Here is a 21371-nt window from a genome sequence, read left to right as displayed (position 1 = left end):
CGCCGGCAGACATCGCTTTTGCCGATCGCTTAACCCAGGTGGTCGTCTCATCGGGCCTGTTGGGTCACGAGCTTGATTGGCAGCGATTAGAAACCGAATGCTGCCGTTTGTCCATGGGACATGCCAGGCAGTTCCGCAGGACTTGACCTGCATTGATATTTTGAAAGCGTTGGATTTTAATCGCGTTTCGGACACAAAATGGGCTCTCCCGATGAGTTTGTTTCCCAAAGCCGCGATTTTCATAGGCTGTCTGGTGGGCATCGCCCTAGTGTCCGTTGATGCGGGCATCGCCAATGCGAAAGACATGTTCATCGGTGCGTTGATTGAAGCATCGGGGCCGATGTCGGAAATGGGGCCATCCGTTGAAAAAGCGGCGAAACTTGCGGTGTCGGTGAGTAACATCGCTGCGAAGGAGGCCGGACTTGATCTTTCGGTCTATCTGGTCAGCGCGGATTCTCAAGGAAACCCTCAGGCGGCCGTCTCTGCTGCGCGGACGCTCGTGGACAAGGGCGTCTCGTGCATTCTCGGACCGGCAACCACGCCCGAGTCAATCGCCGTCCTCAACGGCGTGACATTGCAGCGAAGGATTACGTTGTGGCCGCAGGCATCCAGCACGCGGCTGCGCGCTGTCGAAGACGGCGGAACGATTTTCCGCACACTCGCACCGGATGACCTCCAGTCGAAGGCGTTGGTCCGGGCAATCGAGACCTATGTCGGTGCCCGCAAGAGGGTTGCGATCCTCTTTCGAAACGAGCCATACGGCGACGCTCTGTCTCGCACGTTCAGATCGGATTGGGAGGCAAGCGGTGGAACGATTGTCTCGAGCATCGCATTCGATCCCACGCAGCAAGCCTTCGATTCCGAGGCTGCTCAACTTTTCGACGAAAATCCCGACGCCTACGTCGTCATCGATTATCCCGACACTTACGCGAGGCTCGGGGCAGCACTCGTCCGCAGCGGTAAATTCGACCCAAACAAACTGTTTGTTGCGGATGCGTTGTCTTTCGCCAGAGTGCCCAAGAGCATTCCCGCGCGGGCCATCAACGGGGCTTACGGCGTTGCCGGCGGATCCCCCCGTGGAACCCCGGCATACCGACTGTTCAACGAACTTTGGCGGCAGGCGGGAGGGGCGGAAGCCGGTTCCTATGCGGCGAACGTGTTCGATGCGGGCATTCTCTGTGTTCTTTCGGCCATTGAGGCTGGTGCAACCGATCCAGAGCTCATTCGCCAAAAGGTCCGAGAGGTGACAAGGGAAGGGGCGAGGCAATTCACCCTTGAGACGTTGGCGGAGGCCGTGAAGGATGCCGCGGCGGGAAGACCGATTGATTATATCGGGGTGTCGGGAGCATTTCGCTTTGCGCCGAACGGAGATCCCACGAGCGGTCTTTATGATATATTCCAGTATCGGAACGGCGAGCAGGTGACGGTCAGGCAAATCGACGTGAGGTAAGCTTTGACGAACCGGAGGAGTGGCCGAGGCTTGAGAGTGTCAGCTACCGCGCAAGCCTACTTTACGGGAGTGCCGAAACCGGCGAAACTGCTGGTATCTCTCTTCTTTATCTTCCTCTGCCTGATTGCATTTTTTGGAACCGTGAAAGTCTCGCAAGCGACGATCAACGGATTTGTAACTGGTAGCTACCTCGGCCTCGGTGCAATGGGGCTGACGCTCATAATGGGCGTCATGAAACTCGTGAACCTCGCATACGGTGATTTTCTCGTGGCTGGGGCATACTTCACGTTGATGTTCACCGCGCTGGGTACGCCACTGCCGCTGTCGGTGCTGCTGGCCATCTTGGGGACAGCGCTTCTCTCGATTCTGGCCGAAAAACTCGTTTGGCGCCCATTACGGAATGCTGGCGCAAGCACACTTCAATGCTTCTTGTCCGCAATAGGATCAAGCTTTCTCATTCGCTTCACGATTCAGTTTTTTGGCGGCAGCGAGTCACGATCGTTCGATATTGACGTCCTGTCGACGATGGTTTTAGGGCCTTTTCGCGTGGGGACCCAACAGGCGCTCGGTTTCGTCATGGCCCTGGCAGCTTTGTCGATGCTTGCAATAGGCCTGTGGATCAGTGGTGCGATGAAGACGATGCGGGCGGTTTCTGACAATCGTCTGCTTGCCGAAGTTTGCGGTATCGGTGTCGGGCACACCATAGATCTCACATCGCTCTTGTCGGGCCTGCTGGCTGGCGCCGCCGGCATTGTCTATGCGACAGCTGTCGGAAGTTTCAATCCAAATTTCGGTCTGACCTTGTTGCTCAGCTTGTTTGCTGCGGCCACGCTTGGCGGAATTGGCAATATCTACGGCGCAATGCTCGGGGGCTTGGTGATTGGCCTCTCGCAGGAGTGGTCTGCTTTGTTGCTCGGCGCAAAATGGAAGCCCCTCGTGGCCCTGGTTTTCCTGGTTCTCATGCTCCTTGCTGTACCTCGCGGCATCTTCGCTCGCGCGCCGCGCCGCCCATGAGCGTGGATTTCTGGATCAATGTCGGGGTGATCGCGGGCATCTACGGAATACTCACGCTCGGGCTCCAGCTTAACACCGGATTCACGGGTCTGCTGAATTTCGGCCAGGCAGGGTTTATGGCAATCGGTGCCTACGGGGCAGGGATACTGGTCGCCGAAGCCGGGTTTTCCCTGTGGTTGGCATTTTCGACGTCTCTGGTTTTATCTGCTGCGGTCGCGATAGTAATTGGATGGTCAACGAGCAGGCTCGGGCCGGATCAGTTCGCAATCGTGACGATCGCATTTGCCGAGATCGTTCGGCACATACTGCAAAACACTGACTTCAGCGGCGGCAACCAGGGCCTGATCGGTTTCGATGTGGAATGGCGATCGGCCAGTGAGTGGATCACTTCATTATTCTCAGGGATCGGTCTTGGTGAATACAAGCAAATCCCTCTCTTGCTGTTTGTGTGGATCACGTTCGCGGCACTAACGGGACTGATGAAGATGCTCGAACGGACGCCATGGTCCAGGGTCCTCCGTGGCATTCGCGATGACGAGACAGCGATCGCCGCGTTGGGAAAAAACACGCTGTGGTTCAGGATGCAATCGTTGGCAATAGGCGCAGCACTCGCCGCGGTGGCCGGATTCTTCATCGCTCTCGATGTGACATATTTATATCCAGGCATCTTTGACCCGACCTTTACGTTTTTCGGGTTTGTCATCCTGCTTATTGGGGGCCTCGGAAACTACCGGGGAATAATGTTGGGAAGCGTGGTGTTCTGGACGCTGATGGAGGGGTCACGGCTCATCGAGACGTCGCTCTCCGCGACCGAACAGGCGTCTCTCCGCTTCTTGGTGGTTGGATTATTGCTGATCGTCCTCAGTCGCGTTTACCCCCATGGTTTCTTGGGCAACAGCAGGGGACGCGCCCATGACTACTGATATGCCCATCTTGCGAGTAGCAGGTATCTCCAAAGCTTTCAGCGGACGGTGGGCCGTCTCGAATGTAAACTTCGACATTCAGCGTGGATCTGTGACAGCGCTCATTGGCCCGAATGGCGCGGGGAAAACCACGCTGTTCGATCTGATCACCGGTCATTCCCGGGCAGATGAGGGCAAAATTCTTTTCAACCACCAGAGCATCGTCGGCCTGCCGCCCCATCGTATCGCGCGTCTCGGCTTGGCACGGTCCTTTCAGTTTCCGCGAGTTTTCTCCGGAATGACCGTGCTGGAGAATTTGATGGTGGCATGTCCGGGACAACCGGGAGAGCATTTGGCGTCACTCTTCATCGCGCCGCGATCCATCCGTGATCGGGAAGCGACCGGACGCGCCGCCGCTAAAGAAATGCTGGAGAAACTGAGGCTTGAAAAGAAGGCGGATCATCATGCCGGCACGTTGTCAGCCGGTCAAAAAAAGCTTCTCAACTTCGCTCAGGTGTTGATGACCGAGCCGTCTATGGTCCTGCTTGACGAACCAATGAGCGGAATGAACGAAGGCTTACGATCAACGATTTTCGAAACGATAATTTCCCTACAGGGCCGGTCGAAGACCACGTTTTTATTTATCGAGCATGATCTTGAGGCGGTCATGACCTACGCTCATCATGTCTTGGTGATGGTTGAAGCCTGTGTGATTGCCTCAGGCACCCCGGAAGCCGTCTCCTCGGACCCACGGGTCATCGACGCCTACATGGGCGACCTGCAATTCGGGTCGCTGTGATGACGGAGCTCCTCGTCGCCGAGAAATTGACAGTAGGCTATGAGGCTGATCCTGACATCTTGAATAATATCAGCCTGACTGTTTCCCATGATGAGATCGTGGCAGTCGTTGGATCCAACGGCGCCGGCAAATCAACTCTTCTAAAGGCTTTGATAGGGTTGGTCCGGCTGCGTAGTGGCAGCATCAGGCTAGATTCGACGTTTGTAGAAGGCATGGCGCCCAGCGAGTTCGTGAAGCGCGGAATGGGTTATGTCCCCCAGAGCGACAATGTGTTTGAATCGCTTTCCGTGGACGAGAACCTCGAGATTGGCCTCAGGTCGCGATCCGATATAGCCCTTCGTCCTCGCCGCGAAGAATTATACTCTCGTTTCCCCGCACTGGCAGAACGGCGTCGCCAAAAGGCGGGAAGTCTCTCCGGGGGTGAACGTCAAATACTCGCACTGGCGCGGGCCTTGATGCCAAGGCCGAGGATTTTGCTGCTGGACGAACCCACGGCGGGCCTGGCCCCCCGGTTTGTCGAGCGCATTCTTGATCAGATCCAGGCGATTAACCGATCAGGGGTCGCCGTGCTCATGGTGGAACAGCACACCTCCGCCGCACTCAAAATATCTCATCGGGGTTACCTTTTGTGCGGTGCGACTAACGAAAAGGCGCTAGCGATCGTTGACGGAGCAACCATCACAAGCCTTTAGCTCGCTCCTGCATCTGTCGAGTAAACGAGCCCGGGGTTAACACAGCGAAGGGCGTTCACAACGATTCACAATACTAAACTCGTATACGACATCCCCTGATGTCATTGACTTCGTTCGATACCGTCATGCGACGGGAGCAGTTTATCGAGGGAGAGCGACATGTTCACAGGGCAGTGGTTGGCTTTCGTACCGGTAGCGGCAATGCGTTGGTGCGCAACGATGGTGGTGTCGTGAGCACTCTTGAGCTGTTTCGACGCCGCGCAGTGCCACTGCTGGCAGCCGGACGGATTGAGCGCCATCGCTGGCTTCTTGCGTTCTGGCTATTAGGAGGTGCGGCTATAGGCCTGTTCAGCCTGGCTTGCGCAGCTCTTGGCTTCAACTTGACGCCTGCTGCGCTTGTACTCCTGTTGGTCGTTATATTCCTCGCGCTATTCGACAGCTGCATTTCATCGGTCTTCTTTTCGGTTCTTGCTGTCGGATGTTTGAACTTCTGGTTTGTCGCCCCCCTGCACACGTTCATCATCGGCAGCAGGCACGACCTCGCGACATTGATTGTCTTTCTCCTGTCTTCGCTTTTTGCCGCATGTCTTATCAGACTTGTTCACAGCTTGGGCGTGTCGGAGCGCGAACAGGCAAGCTTACTCGATCTGACAAGTGACGCCGTGTTTGTCCGCGATGCCGACGACATCATCACGTATTGGAACCGTGGCGCGGAAGAGCTCTATGGATGGTCCCGCCACGAGGCCGTAGGAAAGGTCGCCCACGAACTCCTGAAAACCAGGTTTCAGGTATCGCTTCTCGAGATAAACGATGCGTTACGTCGTTCAGGGCGTTGGGAAGGCGAGTTGATCCGCACGACCCGCACCGGCAGGCGGATCTCGGTTTCCAGTCGGTGGTCACACCGGCTCGAAGATCGCAGGAACAGTGTCGGAACGCTGGAATGCAATACCGATATCAGTGAGCGCAAACGCACTGAAGGCGAGCTGAACAGGAGCCAGGCGGCCTATCTTGCAGAGGCGCAGAAGCTCAGCAACACAGGAAGCTTCGGGTGGAACCTCTCGACCGGCGAGCTTTTTTGGTCGGCCGAGACCTTTCGAATATTTGGCGTGGAAGAAGGAGTAACGCCATCAATGGCTCTTGTCCTGGAGCGGACGCATCCGGACGATCTGCCTGTTGTTCGAGATCTTCTTGTCAAAGCCCATGCCGATCGGCGCGACTTTCGACATGAGCATCGTCTTCTGATGCCAAATGGGGATGTGAAACATGTTCGCGTGGTTGCCCGATGTGACTTCGGCAGCAAGAACAGTCCCCAATTCGTCGGCGCAGTCATGGATATCACCGCTCAGAAAGAGGCCTATGCGAAGCTGGAAAAGAGCGAGCAGCGGTACCGCTATTTGTTCGACCGGATGCCCATCGCGCTATGGCAGCTTAACGCCAGCAATCTGGTTGCCCAGTTCAAGCAGCTCAGATCCGAGGGCGTGACGGATCTGGACACCTATTTCGACGAGAACCCCGCATTCCTGAGGTCATGCATGGAAGCGATGATTTTCGAGGAAGCAAATGAACGTGGCGTCCAGATGTTCGGTGGCCGTGGGGTGGACGAGTTCAAAGGCAAGTCCGTTGTCGGCACCTTTGAAGAGAGCTCAGCGACCTTCAGACGCGCAATGGTGTCCCGTTATCGAGGGAATACCAACTTCGAAGAAGAAACCAAGATGGTGACGCTCGACGGACGTATCGTAGACGTGCTGTTCACAACAGCGCGCGTTGGTCTCTCCAAAGACCCTGATACCAGCCTTGTCGGTGTCCTTGACATCTCCGCCCGGGTCGAGGCTGAACGACGCCTACAGCAGGTTCAGGCGGAATTCGCGCACGCCGCCCGTTTGTCTGTCCTTGGCGAGTTGACGGCGTCGATAGCTCACGAAATCAATCAGCCGCTGGCCGCAATCGCCAACGCCGGGGCAGCCGGATTGCGATGGATAAACCGTCCGAAGCCCGACCTTGACGAAGTGCGAGATTCTCTGACCTCGATGTTGCATGATGCCAAGCGGGCAGCCGAACTCATCGGCCGAATTCGAGCAATGGCGAACGGGAAGCCTCCGGAGCGGACGCAACTCGACTTGGACGAGGTCATACAGGAAGCGCTGCAGTTCTTACGCCACGAGATCCAGGCACGTTCCGCAATCGTGACCCATGAGAAATCGCGGCAGCCACTCGTCATAGCTGGGGACCGCACACAGGTGCACCAGGTCATCGTGAACCTGGCGATAAACGCACTTCAAGCCCCACGTCCCCAACGGAGCAACCCACACATCGTCGTGCGGTCAGGGACCTCCGCTCGCAATAGGGCGGTATTCACCGTCGAGGACAATGGAGCAGGGATCAATCCCGGTCAGGCCAGTCGGCTTTTTGAAAGCTTTTTCACCACGAAGGAGACCGGAATGGGAATGGGCCTGCGAATATGCAAGTCCATCGTGGAAGCTCACGGAGGGGAAATAACCGCAGATGCCGTCAGCAGCATCGGCGGCGCCTGCTTCTCGGTCAACTTGCCTATCGTACCAGCTTGAGAGCAGCGTTCGCGTCCGATCAACCGCAGGCCACCTGAGAGGTTATCACCTTCGAGAGGTTGGCGGCCAAGAGGTCGCCATCGATGGGTTTCCTCAGGAAATAGGACGCCCCGTTTGCAAGGGCGCTGTCTTCCAGGCCAGGCTCCGCATGAGCGGTAACGACGATGACGGGCACGGTCGAGCGTTGAACAGTCATGAATTTCGTCAACTCGATGCCGCTGATACCAGGCATCTGGACATCTGTGATGAGACACGAGCACTCGTCGAGCGTGCTGGATCTCATGAATTCCTCAGCGGATTCGAAGCCACGCGCGTCGTATCCCATCGAACGAACAAGACGGACAAGTGACGAGCACAGTGATCGATCGTCGTCAACAATTCCGACCAACGTTACCGCTACCACTCGGGAAATCCTTTTTCTGTTTCGATTTATGGGCGCTCGTCCTGCGCGGTTTATTGCCTGTAGCCTATGCCCAGCATCGGCCTGACCATGTCGGCCATGCGGACGAGATCCGGGAGTGTTCGAGCCTCCATCTTCGTCATCGCAGCGCGGCGATGGATTTTGACTGTGACTATGCTGATACCCAGGTAACCAGCTGTTTGCTTGTTCATCTTTCCAGACGTTGCGAACATCATCACTTCCTGCTCGCGCGGCGTAAGGCGCGTGAACCGATCATAGATATCCGCAGCCTGATCCGTGTTGGCGCGTCGGTCATGGTCACGGTCAATTGCCGAGCTTATGGCGTCCAGCATGTCCTGATCTCGAAAAGGCTTGGGCAGGAAGTCGACGGCTCCCGCTTTCATGGCACGTACCGACATCGGAATATCGCCGTGGCCGGTCATGAAGATGACAGGGAGGAAGATGCCAAGATCATTGAGTTGCCCTTGGAATTCCAAGCCACTCACTCCGGGGAGGCGAACATCCAACACCAGGCAACCCGGTTTGTCGGGCAAAGGTTGACTTGTGAATTCGGTGACGGATCCGTAGGTGCGGGCGTGTAAACCAACCGACCGCAGAAGTTGACAGAGCGTGTATCTTACAGATTCGTCGTCATCGACAATGTGAACCAAGGCTTTATCGGTCAGATCGCGCGTCATGATCTTACTCGGTATCAAGCTGGACGAATTTATCCGCAGAAATATACCATTCGCGTATTATACAGGCTATCACACCAAGGTGTGTTTGGTTCCTCTTGTCAGGCAATTTTCAGGTGTCGCGGCGGGTGTGCCCAACGCAAGCAGAGCGAACACTTCGCCCGGCCCGGACGCGTCGAACTAGGGATCCGTTTGGTCGCTCTCCCCGCTAGGCGTGTCTTCCACATGCTGGGTCGCTCCCTCTGTTGCGTGCAGCCAGGGTTCGCGCCTCTTCGTCCAGACCTCGATATCAGGGAAGAGCCGGGCAGGCGCATCGTCGAGTGAGCCCAGGCGGATCTCGACATCCTGTTCATTCAGGCAGAACAGCCTGCCTCCGCACAGAGGGCAGAAGCTGCGGCCCTTATAGATCCCGGTGACGCCAGAAAATGAGAATGCGTCGCGCGGCCAGTGGGCGAAGGTTGTGAAGGAGGATCCGCTTTCCTTTCGACAATCAGCGCAGTGGCAAAGGCCGATGCGATAGGGCTCGCCCTCCACCTGATATCGAACCGCGCCACACAAGCATCCGCCGTGACGAGCCATGCTTCCTCCATCACCGTTTTCAGTCCACCTCCAGAGAACCGATCTCATCAACGAAAAGTTCAATTGGTGCGGCGTAGCAGATCCATTCCAGGAGCAGTTTGCCGACATCGTGACAACGCTTTTGGGCAGTTGTTATTTCACGTCGTGGCAGCCAGACAGGAAGTTGGCCTCGCTGAGCAGCCGAGACGACGGCGAGTTATCTGGTCAAGACCTACCCAATCCTTCTGGAAACCATTTGGTAGCCATAATCTGGTTGGTGCGCGAACCAATTCTCCGCCCAGTCGTTCCCATCAAATGACGGAGGTGCTCGCTGTGGATCAATCGCGAGAAATGCCCCTGCTGGCGACGGTTGTGATCGGAGCCGTTTCAGGGCTCGTGTCCGTAGAGGTCGTGGAGATGTTCCAGCTCTCCGGCCTTTACTATATCGGGGCCGTCGGAGTTCTCATTTTCTTGACGACTCAGTTCGGCCTCCGCTCGATGCAACAGTTTTGGGAATAATCGCCCAACAGGCGTTCCATCTCTCCGTTGCCCCATCTCTCGACGGGAAGGGCGGGAAGGTAGAAACGACGGTAAGTCCTTTTCGCCAGCGCTTTTTTCTCGATCCAGCGGCAACTTGAAAAACGGATCGCTGCAATCGCGGCGAGGTCTCCGAACCCCCAGATTGAAACGATAGCGGTCATCGCGAACCTCACGGGTCGCTTCTGCGTTTTGCTGAGAGCGGGAAGACCTCCAATGAGCAACGATGAAGATCGAAGAATGGACGATGCGACGACGGGCGAGGCAGTGTCCTTTCCCTTCGACAGGATGGCAGCGCAACGGTTCCGGGAGACGTTCCCGCGTGCGCGCTGGAGCGAGGAGAAAAAGGCCTGGTTCGTACCCGGAAGTACGGCGCGGCGCCGTATCGACCGATGGCTTGCGCGCGAAGCATCCCGAACCGAGCCCTTCGCGGATGAGAGGGGGCGCGACGCATATAATTTCGAGCCTATTCTCAGTCCCTACCTGAACGTGGGCGACATTGGTTTTTGGATACGCACGCCTTATTCTCGGACGGCGGTGGAGGAACTCCGGCAGGTCCCGTTTGCAAGATGGGAGAGTGCGAAGCGCGCCTGGCTTGTCCCCTTTTCGTCCTATGACGAACTTCTGCGACGTTGGAAGACCATCGAAGAGGCCGCGCTGCGCAATGAGCCGGACGAAAGACGAAAACGCGCGGCTGCGCGAAAAGGGACGCAGGAGGAAGCATATAGACGACGGCGTGCGGCCGAGCGACGTCGACACAGGTTGCCGGTTGCAGGCAACGATCCGCCGCCGCTCGGGAGACCTGTCGCCACAAATGCATACGGAATTGTCCTGATCGTCGAGGTCACGGGCGAAATTGTCGATCCCGAAATTGCGCAGGAGTTCTATCCTTACTCGGGGGAGGCGGTCTGGGCATTATGGAGAAGTCCGACCCTGGACGAACTTGTACATACCTGGCCGTCAAGAGCCCCGACCGGAGAGTATGAGAGATCGCGCGGCTGGTGGCGGCCGACGCTCGACGAGCTGCGTGAGGCAAGGAAAAGCGCTCGGTCGCGCGAACGACGCCTCAAGCAGCCCAACGGGTCATGATTTGCTCACTCCCACCGATCACCGTCAGATCGCAGGCACCCATTTCCAGAAGACGCCTTCCTTGCGGTCGGGGTAGTGCTTGAACTCGCATTCGAATGCTCTGCCATAGGCGGCCGCTGCATCGAGCGCCTTGCTTCCCACGGGGTTCATTCCGGTGCCAGGCGCAAACCAATCCTCCAGCAGGTCGTCGGGAACGTATACGCCGATGCGTAGCGGTAGCTTCGTCAGGACTTCATCCAGTTCGCTTGCCGGCATGTGACCTCCCTATTACTCATTCCGCAACCCATCAGGTGTTCGAACATGCAGCGTGAAGATTGGTTCCACGCTTTTGCCAGTACCGCATGCAACCCCGATGCATTCGAGGCCATTTAGGGCAAGCCAATCGTTGCGAGACGCATGCCATGAGCCGCGTCGGCCTGTCAGGGAGCGAAACTTCAGGCGTCCGGATTTGCGCTCCGCCTATTTTTGGGGTCCAAAACGAAAATGAGCCCCATTCCGCAGGTGATGAGCACCACGCTAAAAATGTTCCAAACGAAGAACAAAGGATAGCCGAGAAAGGTGGTGCTGTCGTTGAAGGCCACATTTCCGGCAAAAACAGAGGCAACGACAATGACCGCAATCAGAAATCGCATCGCTCCCCCATATCCGCAATTCGTCGGAGAGCGCTACTTTAACATGGCCACGCCGAAGTGGAAGCCTTTCCAAGGAGCGGCTAATGCCTTTCCCGGCATACCTTATGTCGGCGACCTCATCTCCGTGCGAGGCAATGTGATCAAGGGGTATATCGTCAGCGCGTTCGTCGAAAGCAGAAGCAGTCCGGCCGAAATTGCTTCATCTCATCGGCGGAGCTTCGAGACCGTTTCCTGACCGTGTTGGCCAGATTGCGGCACTTCGGCCCGTACGCGAGCATCAGGATGAAGGCCTCTGTCATCATCGGTCATTGATGAACATCATCGAGAAAGTTCCTGAGCAGGGCGTTAAAACTGGCGGGAACTTCCCAAAAGGGAGCGTGCGAGGCGCGTGGGATCCGGATGCATGTGTCGTTCCACAGATTTCCGTAGGGGACGGATTTGACGTAGTCCAGGTTGACAATGTCATCCAACGCGCCGTTCACGATTGCTGTCGGTACGCTGGTTGCAGAAAGCACGTCCCGCTGGTTTGCGCCCTGGCCTTTCATGGCTCCGCTCACGAGCAAGGGCCGAAAATGTTTGTCCGTTCGCCTGATTGTGTTTGGGATGAAAGGCTCCAGATGGGGGCCCATGATGGCCTGTGCAAATTCGACTGCCTCTTCCGACGTAAGCTCTGCCTCGCCGGCCAGTCCGCCGAGCGGCCTGCGGCGAAATCCTTCGGCGATGTTGTCCCCGACGGGTGGGGTACCGGTCACCATGATGCCGTCGATTCCTGCCGAGCGGGATAGCATCTCGATGGCTATATGACCGCCGAGTGACCAACCGACGATAACGGCGCTTCTGATGCCCATCGCCGCCATGACCTCCAGACACGCATCCGCCAATCCTGGCCGCGAATAGGTCCGTTTCGGATCCACCGCATCGCCGGATTCTCCGTGGCCCGGAAAGTCAAGCGCGATGAGATGGTATGATCCGAGGATGTCGTCCATGAATTGCTTCCGAAAGACCGCGCGACAGGTCGAGTTTCCGTGAAGAAAAAGTACTTTCGGGCCGTGTGCGGAGTTCTCCTCTACAGCAATGACGCCGTGGGAGGTGACTACTTCGGTTTTTGAAAGTTTGGACATTTACCTTCGTCCTTTGCCTGATGGCGCAATTCTCGAATATATTCGTCCGATGGGCATGGGCCGGGTCCGAGCATTGCAGCGTTGTCTTATCGGGACTTCTGCCCGATTTCTAAGCGAGGCTCGTTGGTTTCAACTGAAACCGACGGACGAAAGCCGGGGAACCGGGATATCGCTTCAGCGAGAACACTTAGTCGCGATCAATTCACCATCCTCAGGGCAGGCGGTTTCGGATCCCCAAGCAATTCAAAACCCTTAGTCCACTGTGTTCAGTAAGGGCCGCATCACGGCAAAACGTTCGATGTTTTCCGCAACCGCTCGTGCGATGTCGGCCAGGGACCTGTCGGTAATGCCGGCAACATGGGGGGTCATAATGACATTTGGATGCGCAAGAAGAGGGTCGAGCGCGTCGGCGGGTTCCGTCCAGAATACATCCAGGCCCACTCCTCCCAGTTGGCCGTCTGCGATACAGGCCTCAAGCCCCTTCCTGTCGATAAGCCCGGCGCGTGCAATATTGATGAGGACGGCACCGGGACGCAGCCATCGCAAATGCTGCTCTTGAACAAGCCCTGTCGTTTCGGATGTATGTTTTACGCAAACGATCAGGATATCCGACTGTGAAAGGCAAGCTTCTGCATTTTCAGCAGAGTAGCACCGATCGAGGTGATATTCGGATGCTTTTCCCGCGCTGGGCGCTCTCGTCAAGCCGAGCAATCGAACGTCAAACGCCTTGAGACGTTTCGCAAGCGATTTCGCAACAGCGCCAAGACCGTACAAGCAGACGCTACGACCTGCCAGCGCGGTCCCGATGGGGGCTCCAAGAATTCCGTCTCGGATATTTTCTCGAACTTTATTGCATTGGCGCAAGAGCATCAGCAGCAGAAGAATCGCGTGCTCGGCAACGGAATCCGCGTTCCCCCCGGTTCCCGGAACGTTCGCGACGGGGATTGCTCTGCAACGCGCGGCGGCGAGGTCAACGCCATCAAGGCCGACACCGAATTGTTGTATGAACTTCACATTACCGCGGTCCATTTCGACCGCTCCGATCCGTTGAGCGCGGGGGATCAGGATATCGATCTTGGAAGGCATAGTTGCGAGTTCACCATCCCACAGAAGTATCTCGTGGTCGCCTGCAAGCGATCGCTTTAAATAATCGGGCATGTCCGGGAATGTATGTCCGGAAAACACGATACGCATCAAAGTCACCTCGATGTCTGAGACAAAAGAAGAGCCCGAGCTATCGCGCCGTGCGAATGCAGGAATGTTTCACAGCTGGCCTCGTTTGTTTCAGATGTGAGAAATGGCTGGAATGCTCTGGGATGGGAAAGCACTTGCGGACGGAGGATCGGTCTGTTGGCTACGCATGTCGGGCGTTCAGCGGATGAATGTAATCCGCGACTAGGCGGCATGTGACCGTTCAGCGGTGTCTCTGAAATGTGCGAGGCCGGTGATTGCCTCTGTAACCGGCATTCGGATCCCGCGCTGGTTGGCGAGTTCGATGACGGCATCGCAAATCGATGCAAGTTCCAGCTGGTTTCCTTTCTCAAAGTCCTGCAGCATCGAGGTCTTCACATCTCCAAGCTTTCGTCCGGATTCGAGGATGATATCCGGGTCGACTTCAAGCTTGGCGCCATAGGCATCGATCACAGGAATGACTTCCCGCAACATCTGTCGGCTGATGTCTGCAAGGTAGTGATTGCCGAAGTTTTCGCGCAATGTGGCTCCCGTGATGGCGGTTACCGGGTTGGAAATGAGATTGCGAACGACCTTGGTCCAAACTGCATCTCGAATACGAGGCGCGATCCTGGCGCTGATCCCGGCGGCGTTCAGCATACTTGCCAGGACATTTGTGCGCTCAGAGGATCGGTCATCAAGTTCCCCGATCGTCATCTGCAGCGGGTTGGCGGTTCGCGCTGTTCCCGGGCACGTGCGCTCGGCAGTGATCAGCGTGGTCGTGCCGATTATCTGTCGTGAGGGTATCAGTCTCTTCAGTCTCCCATCGGGATCGACCGATTTCACGACTTGACCGGTCCAATCACCCTCATCGCCGTCGAAATACCACCAGGGTATGCCATTGACGACTGGAACAATGATGGTCTCGGCGGAAATGAGCGGCTGTAGAACGGCCGCCAGGTCAACCAGATCATGAGACTTGGAGCAGAGAAATAAAATCCGCTGCGGGCCAAAGTCCGTCGCCTGGCCGACCTCGACGCGCGCACGATGGTCGCCTTCGCTGTCCAGTAAGCGAATACCCTGCTTGTTGATCGCGGCGAGGCTGTCGCCCCGAGCGACCAGCCGGACATGAAAGCCGGCGATCGATAGGCGCGCTGCAACCGTAATCCCTATCGCGCCAGCACCGGCTATACATATCGGTACGCCTAAACCGGCTTTGTCGAAAAATCCGGGCATATGCCCTCCTGCTGATATCTATCGGCAGGATCGGTGAACCTCGTTTCCGCGCTATTACAGCAATCGTCCAAACCGTTACAGACTTAGTCAATCAACCTGAGTGATGACATCAAATCGTCGCTTTTGAAGAACCGGTCCCGTCACGGGATGATCGCCTCGCCCGACGCAATCCTGTCGTATCGGGCCGTGTCAATGATCACGCGGGACGATCGCCGCGTCGCTTCGCCTGTCTGGCCGGAAGCTCAAGGCGCATATCGTGTGAAGACGTAGTCGTGGTTCTCGACGTTGCTGACATGACAGGAAAGACAGGTTTCGTGCTGGGCAATATCGACCGGCTTGCCGTTTACGAACCTTCCGAAACCCCAGCCATGACTGTCAGGGTATTTCTTCGAGTCCTTCACCATGACCTGCACAGTCGTCGCAGCGCCCGGAACGGTCGCAGGCGCAAACTCCGTCGACTGCTTGCGCTTGTAGGCGAGCTTGACCAGGATCGAACCATCCGGAAAGGGCAGCGTACCCTTCTTATAGGCGTCGACCGCGATGTCGTTGCCAAGCACCGAGCGCAGTTCATCAAGCGGCGGCGCTTCCTGAGCCGGCGCTATGAACTTCCAGTCTCTGTAGCCTTCCGGAATGGTAACCCCGTAGATCGGAGAAGCATTTTCAGGAGCTGACTGCGTCGCCGCGCAAAAGGAAGCGACGGCGCCAAATGCAAGTGCGGAAATGACAAATATGCCAGGGAGTGCGGACTTCAATTTGGACTCCTTTCGGACCGATGATCTGAAGCCACGATTGCTGGCGATTGTATCCGCATAATTTCAGGGAGGCGCCGATATGTATCAAAATGTGTACGGGCGGACTCAACGGACCTTGAATCGACGTCTATATCAGCCTGACAGCACGAGGTGATACTGGCCGCGATTCTGGCGAACATGGTGCTATCGCCCAATTCTGTCCGGTAATGCGGAGGCAATCGCAAGGTGATTGAAGACACGCGAAGCCTCGGGGAAACTGCACCGAAGCGCATCGCGAGACTCCTATGTTCGCAGCTATGGATTGAAGCGCGCCGAAGACGTTTGTCGTTGGGCAGTCGCAACGCTGACCAGCAGTGCGACGAGCACGTTCAGAGTCAGTGCGATGAAACCGGTGTTGATCTGCTTTACCGTCGCCGGAGCATTTGGAAAGAAGCTGGCGATCGTCAAGCCAGTCGTGACGACGATGCCGACTGTGCCGACGCCGACGATTATCCCCGCGGCTGCCCCCTCCTTCGTGAAGGGGTTTTTTCGGCAGCAGACTCGCAAGAAGAGCCGGAAAGAGCTGGGTCACGATGCTGTAACCCATAATCAGGATGGCAACGATGCTTTCTCCACCCATCAAGGTGAAAAGTACGGCAATGGCTGTCATGAGCAGAACCGAGCACTTCGTAAAACCGGTGACCAGCCTGTCAGAAATCGAAGGTGCCAGCTTTCTCAGAATATTCGTCGAGATCAGAGTGGATCCGACGATGACGATGGTCGAACCCGGCACAAGTGCCGTAAGCACGCCTGCGGCCCCGATCACGCCGACGAACCAGGGATCAAATGTGGCAATGGACAGCTTCAAGAGCGCCAGGTCGATTTCGTCGCCCTGCAATCCGGGGATCTTGAGGACGGCCGCAAAACCGACGAGCATTGCAAACAGCATAACCAGCGAATAGAGCGGCATCAGCACAGCGTTCCGCCGAAATGCACCCTCCGATCTGGACGTGTAGACCGAGGAGAAGGTGTGCGGCCACATATAAAGGCCGAGGGCCGAAAGCGCGACGGTGCTGCAATACCAAACGATCGTTTCGCCGGTATTCGGAAGCGCCAAGAAGCCGGGCCTTGCCATCTCGATCTGATCGAACATCGGTCCAATCCCCCCATAATAGTGATAGGGAAGATAGAGCCCGAGAAACGCACAGATGATCCAGATCGTTACGTCTTTGACCGCCGCTGCCCACGCAGAACCGCGCATCCCTGAAGCGATGACATACAGGGCCATCACCGCCGCGCCTAAAATCACTGCCCTGGACTTCGAAATCTCGCCCCCGGACAAGGTTTCGGCGATGATACCAAGGCCCTTGAGTTGCAGGATGAGATAGGGAATGAGGGCCACGAGGCCGACGACAGTGACCAGAAAACCGAGACCGGGGCTGTCGTATTTCTGCTCGAAGAAATCCGGTTGCGTGACCAGTCGCATCTCGTTGGCAAAACGCCAAATGGGCGGAAGCAGCCAGTAGGATGTGACAAAAGCCAGGCAGGTGTAAGTCAGGATGTAAAATACTGTGCCGCCCTTGCCATAGGCAAATCCACTTGCACCAAGGAATGTAAAGGTGGTGTAGATTTCCCCCGCCATCAGCAGGAAGACCAGGACGGGCCCAAATCGCCGCCCGCCCAGCGCCCACTGCTCGAGACTGACGCGGCGATGATTGCGGCCCCAAGCAGCCAGGATCAAAATCGCCGCTACGACTGCGCAAATCAGCCACAAGGCACTGTTCACAACGAGCACTCCTTCCGGTCGATTACCAGGGCAACGACTGTGGCAATCCAGAGTGGAGGCAGGGACGTGATCTCCAAGGCCGAGCGGTCTGTGCGGATGTCACCACGTCTTTTCCGTCGCCGTGAAAAACCAACTGGGCTTCGAAGAGAGGCGGGCATCTAGCGAACAGTCTCGTTGCGATGGGGCGGCTCCGGGGTGGATCCGCGTTGGAGCCGACTCGCAGACTATCTCCGGACAAGCGAACTGAATAGGGCAGGGACGCTTCTTCTCAGGCCAATCGTCTTACGATCGTAATAATTGATTTCCGTGCTCCGGGTCTGCTCACGGCGATGTTACGAACACAATGATTTCCTCTGATTTTGCAATGAAGCGTTCATGACCCGAACCAAGCTTTGCGACCTCTCCAGGAGGCCGGCACGGACCGGTTAGCCGTCCATTGCCCGCTCCGCCCCGACGATCTGCTGCCTCATTGGGCTGCGGCCTCTTCGCGGACGGAGCCATCCAATCGAGGAATTTTAGATGACCCGCATTATGATCGTAGGAAATGGCGCCGTAGATTGCCGCTACGCGCCGATTATCGAGTCCGCGGACCTGGTTGTCCGGTTCAATGATTGCCGTTCCAGTGGCGCCAGTGGCCTACGCACCGACGTCGTTGCGGTTTGCAACACCGGTCGACCAGCCAAATCGATGCTGGGCTCAGACGTCTGGCGATCACATCCAGCTGTCGCTCAAGCGGAGGAGATCTGGTGTGTACGTGATCCCAGGAAATTTGCCGCGATGAAACCCCTCATTGCGGTGCTTCACCCGGAACTAGACGATTTCTGCGACGATGGCACGCAGGCATTCAATGCGTTCTGCCTGGAAAGCGGCAAGCGCTGCTTCGTCATCGACGAACGAACGCACGATTGGGTCGATGACGTGCTGCAGTCCTACCACCCGGCGCCCTATGTCGTCCCAAGCAGCGGCATCATCGTGATCGCCAGCGTGCTGGACAGATATCCCAATGCAACGGTTACCATTGTCGGATTTGGACATGAAGGATGGGAATATCACCCATTCGCCGCCGAACGGCGGCTCGTCGATGACTACGTGACGTTGGGCAAGCTGCGCAGGCTTTAGCCGGCAATCATACCCTTGCAGATGTAACCGCAATCCCCTGATCGATAACCGGGCAGACACCTGGTTTCGCAATATCCGTCACCGGCGCCGAGAGGTAACCAGCGCAAAATTCACGCGGGGAGCCTCCATGGTGCCGGGTGCAAATGCCATTTCCACGGAGACAACACACAATGCCTGACGCATCTATCCCGAAAACGCTGGCCAATTCCTTCGATGTCATCGTTTGTGGTTCCGGGACATCTGGTTCGATCGTTGCTCGTCGTCTGTCCGACAATCCAGATCTCAACGTCCTACTGCTTGAATGCGGATGGATAACTTATTCAGACACGATCGAAACCGCCACGCGATGGCCCGAAAATATCGGCGGCCCTCACGATTGGGCGTTCCATTCCGAACCGCAGGCGGGTCTGGGCGGTAGATCGCTGCTGATGTCGATGGGCAAGGTCGTGGGTGGCAGCTCCAGCATCAATGCGATGATCTGGGCGCGAGGTCATCGCCACGACTGGGATTTCTTCGCTAGCGAAACGGGGGATGCCGGATGGGGTTACGAAGCGATTTTGAAGCTTTACGGCACGATCGAGGATTACCGCGGCAGCCCGGACATGGCGCGTGGGAAAGGCGGTCCCGTCGCGGTTTTTCAGCCGGCGCGACCTCATCCGATTGCGCCAGCCTTGGTAGCTGCCGCAAAGTCTGTCGGGATCCCCGAATTCCGAAATCCCAACGGCTACATGATGGAGGCGAAGAGCGGTTGTGCCATCTCGGACGTGCGAGCCGATGGGCTGGAGCGGGTAACCATCTTCGATTCCTATCTGCGTCCGGTGTTCGGTCGCGACAATCTGACCTTGGTCACCGGCGCAGTCGTGCAGCGCGTCGTCACAGAATCCGGACGGGCAGTCGGCGTCGATGTTCTGCTCGACGGCGTACCGCAACGCTTCGCTGCCTCGCAGCAGATCGTGCTGTCCACCGGATCGATCAACACACCGCGCATTTTGATGCAATCCGGCATCGGCAACGAGATCGAACTGAAGCGGCTCGGAATTCCGATCGTTCAGCATCTTCCCGGAGTCGGCGAGAACCTGCAGGATCACCTTTGTTTCCCGAGCATATTTGAGTATCACGAGCCGCAGCCGGCACGGGGCAATGGCAGCGAAGCGACAATCTACACATCGGTTCATTCCGACAGCGCTTCGCCGGATGTGCTGATGTGCCAGGGCGAATTCCCGGTCTGCAGCCCCGAACTTGTAAAACAGCATTCCGTTCCCCAAAATGCCTGGTCACTGGTCGCAGGATTGGCGCAGCCTCGCAGCCGAGGCAGGGTCAGACTACGCAGCGCCGATCCACGCGATGACGTCGTGCTGCAACTCAACGCTTTGTCGGATCCGCGAGACCTGGCGACTGCACGGGCAGCGGTCGAACTCAGCCGGGAAATCGGTGCCCAGGCGCACTTGAAGGAGCTGACAAAATGTGAGGCCTTTCCCGGGAGCGCCTACAAGAACGACCTCGACCTATTCATAAGGCAGAGCGCCGTTCCCTTTTGGCACCAGACCTGCACGGCCAAGATGGGGCGGGACGAATGGTCCGTCGTGGATGCAAAGCTCAAAGTCTACGGCATCGACAATCTTATGATCGCCGACGGATCGATATTCCCTCGGATTCCGACGGGAAACACAATGGCACCCTGTGTCGTCGTCGGTGAGCGGGCTGCGCAGATATTGCTGAAGGAAATATCAGGCAGCGTCGCGACCCCGACCGCCTTCGAAACCCGGCTCTGAAGGGTCATGGGACCGGCAATTCCGTCGGCGGCGCTGCCGATCGGAATTGCCGGGGGCCGATAGCTCGGGCCACAATTCTTGGACGTTCAGCCGGCCACGCCAGGAAGAGTTCGCTTTGGCGCCAATTCCGGCCTGATTTTGCTTGCGCCTGTGAGGAAATGGAGAGCCACTGTTGACCGCGATTCCGTCGGATGCTCCAGGTTTTGGCGTCAAGGCGGTGCAAATTGAGTCTCACTGGCGCTTGTCGACAGCCAGCGTTTCAATTGTAACAAAGCCGCGCCGGCTGTAATGCATTTGAAATCTCGTGCAGCAATACGCGAAGCTAGGCCGAATTCATTCGAGTGGTGTCTGGGGGTTACAACGTGAAACACATTCTGGTCGTCGATGATGACAGTAAGCTTCGTGGCCTTCTGATAGACTATTTCTCGCAACACGCCTTTCGTGTCACCGGCGTGAAGGACAGTCATCAGCTCGGCCAGGTGCTGCAAGCCGAACCGGTGGATCTCGTTATTGTCGATCTCAACCTCGGCCACGAGGATGGGCTGGAAATCGTTCGGACATTATCGGGCAAGTCGGACGCGCCGATCATCATTATCAGCGGAGACCGGCTCGACGAAACCGACAAGGTGGTCGGGCTGGAGCTCGGCGCCTGCGATTACATCACCAAACCTTTCGGCCTTCGGGAATTTCTGGCCCGTGTAAGAGCAGCATTGCGCGTTCACCCGGTCGCGAGTGATCGCAAGGATCGCAAGATCTATTACTTCGACAAGTGGATCCTGAACGTCAAAAGACGGCAATTGATCTCGAACGAAGAAAGCGAGGTCAAGCTGACCGCCGGTGAATTCAATCTGCTCACGGCGTTCCTCGATATGCCCCGCCAGGTGCTGTCGCGCGAGCAGCTTCTGTCGGCAAGCAGGGTGCATGACGAGGAGATTTTCGATCGCAGTATCGACGTGCTCATCCTGCGGCTCAGACGCAAGCTGGAAGCCGACGCCTCGGCGCCGAAGTTGATACGTACCGAGCGCGGCGCCGGCTACATATTCGATGCCGACGTTGTTGTTGAAGCGCGCAGGCGAGCCAAGTGATCGGTTCTCGACGGGGCGC

General features: G+C 57.0%; 21 protein-coding genes. 10 read left to right on the top strand and 11 right to left on the bottom strand.

What is annotated here, in order from left to right:
- The first annotated feature begins 97 nt into the window (after positions 1 to 97).
- From LVY75_08550 to LVY75_08525, 6 genes are all read left to right on the top strand, one after another.
- On the top strand, positions 98 to 1450 hold the full coding sequence (locus LVY75_08550) for an ABC transporter substrate-binding protein (GenBank protein XAZ20167.1): 1353 nt from the start codon (positions 98 to 100) through the stop codon (positions 1448 to 1450).
- 36 nt (positions 1451 to 1486) lie between these two features.
- Positions 1487 to 2464 (top strand): branched-chain amino acid ABC transporter permease, encoded by a 978-nt coding sequence (locus LVY75_08545; protein ID XAZ20166.1) that lies wholly within the window; start codon positions 1487 to 1489, stop codon positions 2462 to 2464.
- Positions 2461 to 3387 carry a branched-chain amino acid ABC transporter permease gene (locus LVY75_08540; protein XAZ20165.1) on the top strand — a complete coding sequence of 309 codons (927 nt, stop codon included), beginning with the start codon at positions 2461 to 2463 and terminating at the stop codon, positions 3385 to 3387. Before LVY75_08545 ends, LVY75_08540 begins: the two co-directional genes overlap by 4 nt.
- On the top strand, positions 3377 to 4165 hold the full coding sequence (locus LVY75_08535; GenBank protein XAZ20164.1) for an ABC transporter ATP-binding protein: 789 nt from the start codon (positions 3377 to 3379) through the stop codon (positions 4163 to 4165). The genes LVY75_08540 and LVY75_08535 overlap by 11 nt, the downstream gene beginning before the upstream one ends.
- Positions 4165 to 4857 (top strand): ABC transporter ATP-binding protein, encoded by a 693-nt coding sequence (locus LVY75_08530; protein XAZ20163.1) that lies wholly within the window; start codon positions 4165 to 4167, stop codon positions 4855 to 4857. The genes LVY75_08535 and LVY75_08530 overlap by 1 nt, the downstream gene beginning before the upstream one ends.
- 98 nt (positions 4858 to 4955) lie before the next feature.
- On the top strand, positions 4956 to 7421 hold the full coding sequence (locus LVY75_08525; protein ID XAZ20162.1) for a PAS domain S-box protein: 2466 nt from the start codon (positions 4956 to 4958) through the stop codon (positions 7419 to 7421).
- Positions 7422 to 7440: 19 nt separating this feature from the next.
- Here LVY75_08525 and LVY75_08520 read toward each other — a convergent pair whose 3' ends face one another.
- From LVY75_08520 to LVY75_08505, 4 genes are all read right to left on the bottom strand, one after another.
- Positions 7441 to 7746 (bottom strand): response regulator, encoded by a 306-nt coding sequence (locus tag LVY75_08520; GenBank protein ID XAZ21365.1) that lies wholly within the window; start codon positions 7744 to 7746, stop codon positions 7441 to 7443.
- Positions 7747 to 7874: 128 nt separating this feature from the next.
- On the bottom strand, positions 7875 to 8519 hold the full coding sequence (locus tag LVY75_08515; GenBank protein XAZ20161.1) for a response regulator transcription factor: 645 nt from the start codon (positions 8517 to 8519) through the stop codon (positions 7875 to 7877).
- Positions 8520 to 8696: 177 nt separating this feature from the next.
- Positions 8697 to 9095, bottom strand: coding sequence for a GFA family protein (locus LVY75_08510; GenBank protein XAZ20160.1), 399 nt, complete (start codon positions 9093 to 9095; stop codon positions 8697 to 8699).
- Positions 9096 to 9553: 458 nt separating this feature from the next.
- Positions 9554 to 9775 (bottom strand): hypothetical protein, encoded by a 222-nt coding sequence (locus LVY75_08505; protein XAZ20159.1) that lies wholly within the window; start codon positions 9773 to 9775, stop codon positions 9554 to 9556.
- A gap of 52 nt (positions 9776 to 9827) precedes the next feature.
- On the opposite strand from LVY75_08505, the gene LVY75_08500 reads away from it, so the two are divergent.
- Positions 9828 to 10700, top strand: a complete 873-nt coding sequence (locus tag LVY75_08500) for a hypothetical protein (GenBank protein XAZ20158.1) — start codon at positions 9828 to 9830, stop codon at positions 10698 to 10700.
- 24 nt (positions 10701 to 10724) lie between these two features.
- Here the strand turns inward: LVY75_08500 and LVY75_08495 are convergent, their stop codons facing one another.
- The 7 genes from LVY75_08495 to LVY75_08465 form a co-directional block, all read right to left on the bottom strand.
- The gene (locus LVY75_08495; protein ID XAZ20157.1) at positions 10725 to 10955 is read right to left on the bottom strand and encodes a hypothetical protein; all 231 of its coding nucleotides are present in this window, start codon (positions 10953 to 10955) and stop codon (positions 10725 to 10727) included.
- A 179-nt stretch (positions 10956 to 11134) separates the two neighbouring features.
- Positions 11135 to 11332, bottom strand: coding sequence for a hypothetical protein (locus tag LVY75_08490; GenBank protein ID XAZ20156.1), 198 nt, complete (start codon positions 11330 to 11332; stop codon positions 11135 to 11137).
- Between the two features lie 305 nt (positions 11333 to 11637).
- Complete coding sequence (locus LVY75_08485; protein ID XAZ20155.1) at positions 11638 to 12453, bottom strand: alpha/beta hydrolase; 816 nt, start codon at positions 12451 to 12453, stop codon at positions 11638 to 11640.
- 252 nt (positions 12454 to 12705) lie between these two features.
- On the bottom strand, positions 12706 to 13647 hold the full coding sequence (locus LVY75_08480) for a hydroxyacid dehydrogenase (protein XAZ20154.1): 942 nt from the start codon (positions 13645 to 13647) through the stop codon (positions 12706 to 12708).
- Between the two features lie 201 nt (positions 13648 to 13848).
- Positions 13849 to 14859, bottom strand: a complete 1011-nt coding sequence (locus LVY75_08475) for a 2-dehydropantoate 2-reductase (GenBank protein XAZ20153.1) — start codon at positions 14857 to 14859, stop codon at positions 13849 to 13851.
- A 242-nt stretch (positions 14860 to 15101) separates the two neighbouring features.
- The gene (locus LVY75_08470) at positions 15102 to 15611 is read right to left on the bottom strand and encodes a cytochrome P460 family protein (GenBank protein ID XAZ20152.1); all 510 of its coding nucleotides are present in this window, start codon (positions 15609 to 15611) and stop codon (positions 15102 to 15104) included.
- 127 nt (positions 15612 to 15738) lie between these two features.
- The gene (locus LVY75_08465; protein ID XAZ20151.1) at positions 15739 to 17376 is read right to left on the bottom strand and encodes a sodium:solute symporter family protein; all 1638 of its coding nucleotides are present in this window, start codon (positions 17374 to 17376) and stop codon (positions 15739 to 15741) included.
- 531 nt (positions 17377 to 17907) lie between these two features.
- On the opposite strand from LVY75_08465, the gene LVY75_08460 reads away from it, so the two are divergent.
- The 3 genes from LVY75_08460 to LVY75_08450 all read left to right on the top strand — a co-directional run bounded on the left by LVY75_08460 (position 17908) and on the right by LVY75_08450 (position 21352).
- Positions 17908 to 18495: a Urease operon accessory protein gene (locus LVY75_08460; GenBank protein ID XAZ21364.1), complete on the top strand. Its 588-nt coding sequence runs from the start codon at positions 17908 to 17910 to the stop codon at positions 18493 to 18495.
- A gap of 170 nt (positions 18496 to 18665) precedes the next feature.
- The gene (locus LVY75_08455; GenBank protein ID XAZ20150.1) at positions 18666 to 20267 is read left to right on the top strand and encodes a GMC family oxidoreductase; all 1602 of its coding nucleotides are present in this window, start codon (positions 18666 to 18668) and stop codon (positions 20265 to 20267) included.
- A 362-nt stretch (positions 20268 to 20629) separates the two neighbouring features.
- The gene (locus tag LVY75_08450; GenBank protein ID XAZ20149.1) at positions 20630 to 21352 is read left to right on the top strand and encodes a response regulator; all 723 of its coding nucleotides are present in this window, start codon (positions 20630 to 20632) and stop codon (positions 21350 to 21352) included.
- Positions 21353 to 21371: the final 19 nt, after the last annotated feature.

It is taken from the genome of Sinorhizobium sp. B11, assembly GCA_039725955.1.
Lineage (GTDB): Bacteria > Pseudomonadota > Alphaproteobacteria > Rhizobiales > Rhizobiaceae > Rhizobium.
Note: the sequence above shows the minus strand (reverse complement) of the source record. Positions and strands in the feature narration are given on the sequence as shown.

What these genes read in the sequence shown, in the direction of transcription:
- LVY75_08550 (XAZ20167.1), top strand. Translation starts at nt 98, where the DNA reads ATGCTGCCGTTTGTCCATGGGACATGCCAGGCAGTTCCGCAGGACTTG.
- LVY75_08540 (XAZ20165.1), top strand. Translation starts at nt 2,461, where the DNA reads ATGAGCGTGGATTTCTGGATCAATGTCGGGGTGATCGCGGGCATCTAC.
- LVY75_08535 (XAZ20164.1), top strand. Translation starts at nt 3,377, where the DNA reads ATGACTACTGATATGCCCATCTTGCGAGTAGCAGGTATCTCCAAAGCT.
- LVY75_08530 (XAZ20163.1), top strand. Translation starts at nt 4,165, where the DNA reads ATGACGGAGCTCCTCGTCGCCGAGAAATTGACAGTAGGCTATGAGGCT.
- LVY75_08525 (XAZ20162.1), top strand. Translation starts at nt 4,956, where the DNA reads ATGTCATTGACTTCGTTCGATACCGTCATGCGACGGGAGCAGTTTATC.
- LVY75_08520 (XAZ21365.1), bottom strand. Translation starts at nt 7,746, where the DNA reads ATGGGATACGACGCGCGTGGCTTCGAATCCGCTGAGGAATTCATGAGA.
- LVY75_08515 (XAZ20161.1), bottom strand. Translation starts at nt 8,519, where the DNA reads ATGACGCGCGATCTGACCGATAAAGCCTTGGTTCACATTGTCGATGAC.
- LVY75_08510 (XAZ20160.1), bottom strand. Translation starts at nt 9,095, where the DNA reads ATGGCTCGTCACGGCGGATGCTTGTGTGGCGCGGTTCGATATCAGGTG.
- LVY75_08505 (XAZ20159.1), bottom strand. Translation starts at nt 9,775, where the DNA reads ATGACCGCTATCGTTTCAATCTGGGGGTTCGGAGACCTCGCCGCGATT.
- LVY75_08500 (XAZ20158.1), top strand. Translation starts at nt 9,828, where the DNA reads ATGAGCAACGATGAAGATCGAAGAATGGACGATGCGACGACGGGCGAG.
- LVY75_08495 (XAZ20157.1), bottom strand. Translation starts at nt 10,955, where the DNA reads ATGCCGGCAAGCGAACTGGATGAAGTCCTGACGAAGCTACCGCTACGC.
- LVY75_08490 (XAZ20156.1), bottom strand. Translation starts at nt 11,332, where the DNA reads ATGCGATTTCTGATTGCGGTCATTGTCGTTGCCTCTGTTTTTGCCGGA.
- LVY75_08485 (XAZ20155.1), bottom strand. Translation starts at nt 12,453, where the DNA reads ATGTCCAAACTTTCAAAAACCGAAGTAGTCACCTCCCACGGCGTCATT.
- LVY75_08480 (XAZ20154.1), bottom strand. Translation starts at nt 13,647, where the DNA reads ATGCGTATCGTGTTTTCCGGACATACATTCCCGGACATGCCCGATTAT.
- LVY75_08475 (XAZ20153.1), bottom strand. Translation starts at nt 14,859, where the DNA reads ATGCCCGGATTTTTCGACAAAGCCGGTTTAGGCGTACCGATATGTATA.
- LVY75_08460 (XAZ21364.1), top strand. Translation starts at nt 17,908, where the DNA reads ATGATCGTAGGAAATGGCGCCGTAGATTGCCGCTACGCGCCGATTATC.
- LVY75_08455 (XAZ20150.1), top strand. Translation starts at nt 18,666, where the DNA reads ATGCCTGACGCATCTATCCCGAAAACGCTGGCCAATTCCTTCGATGTC.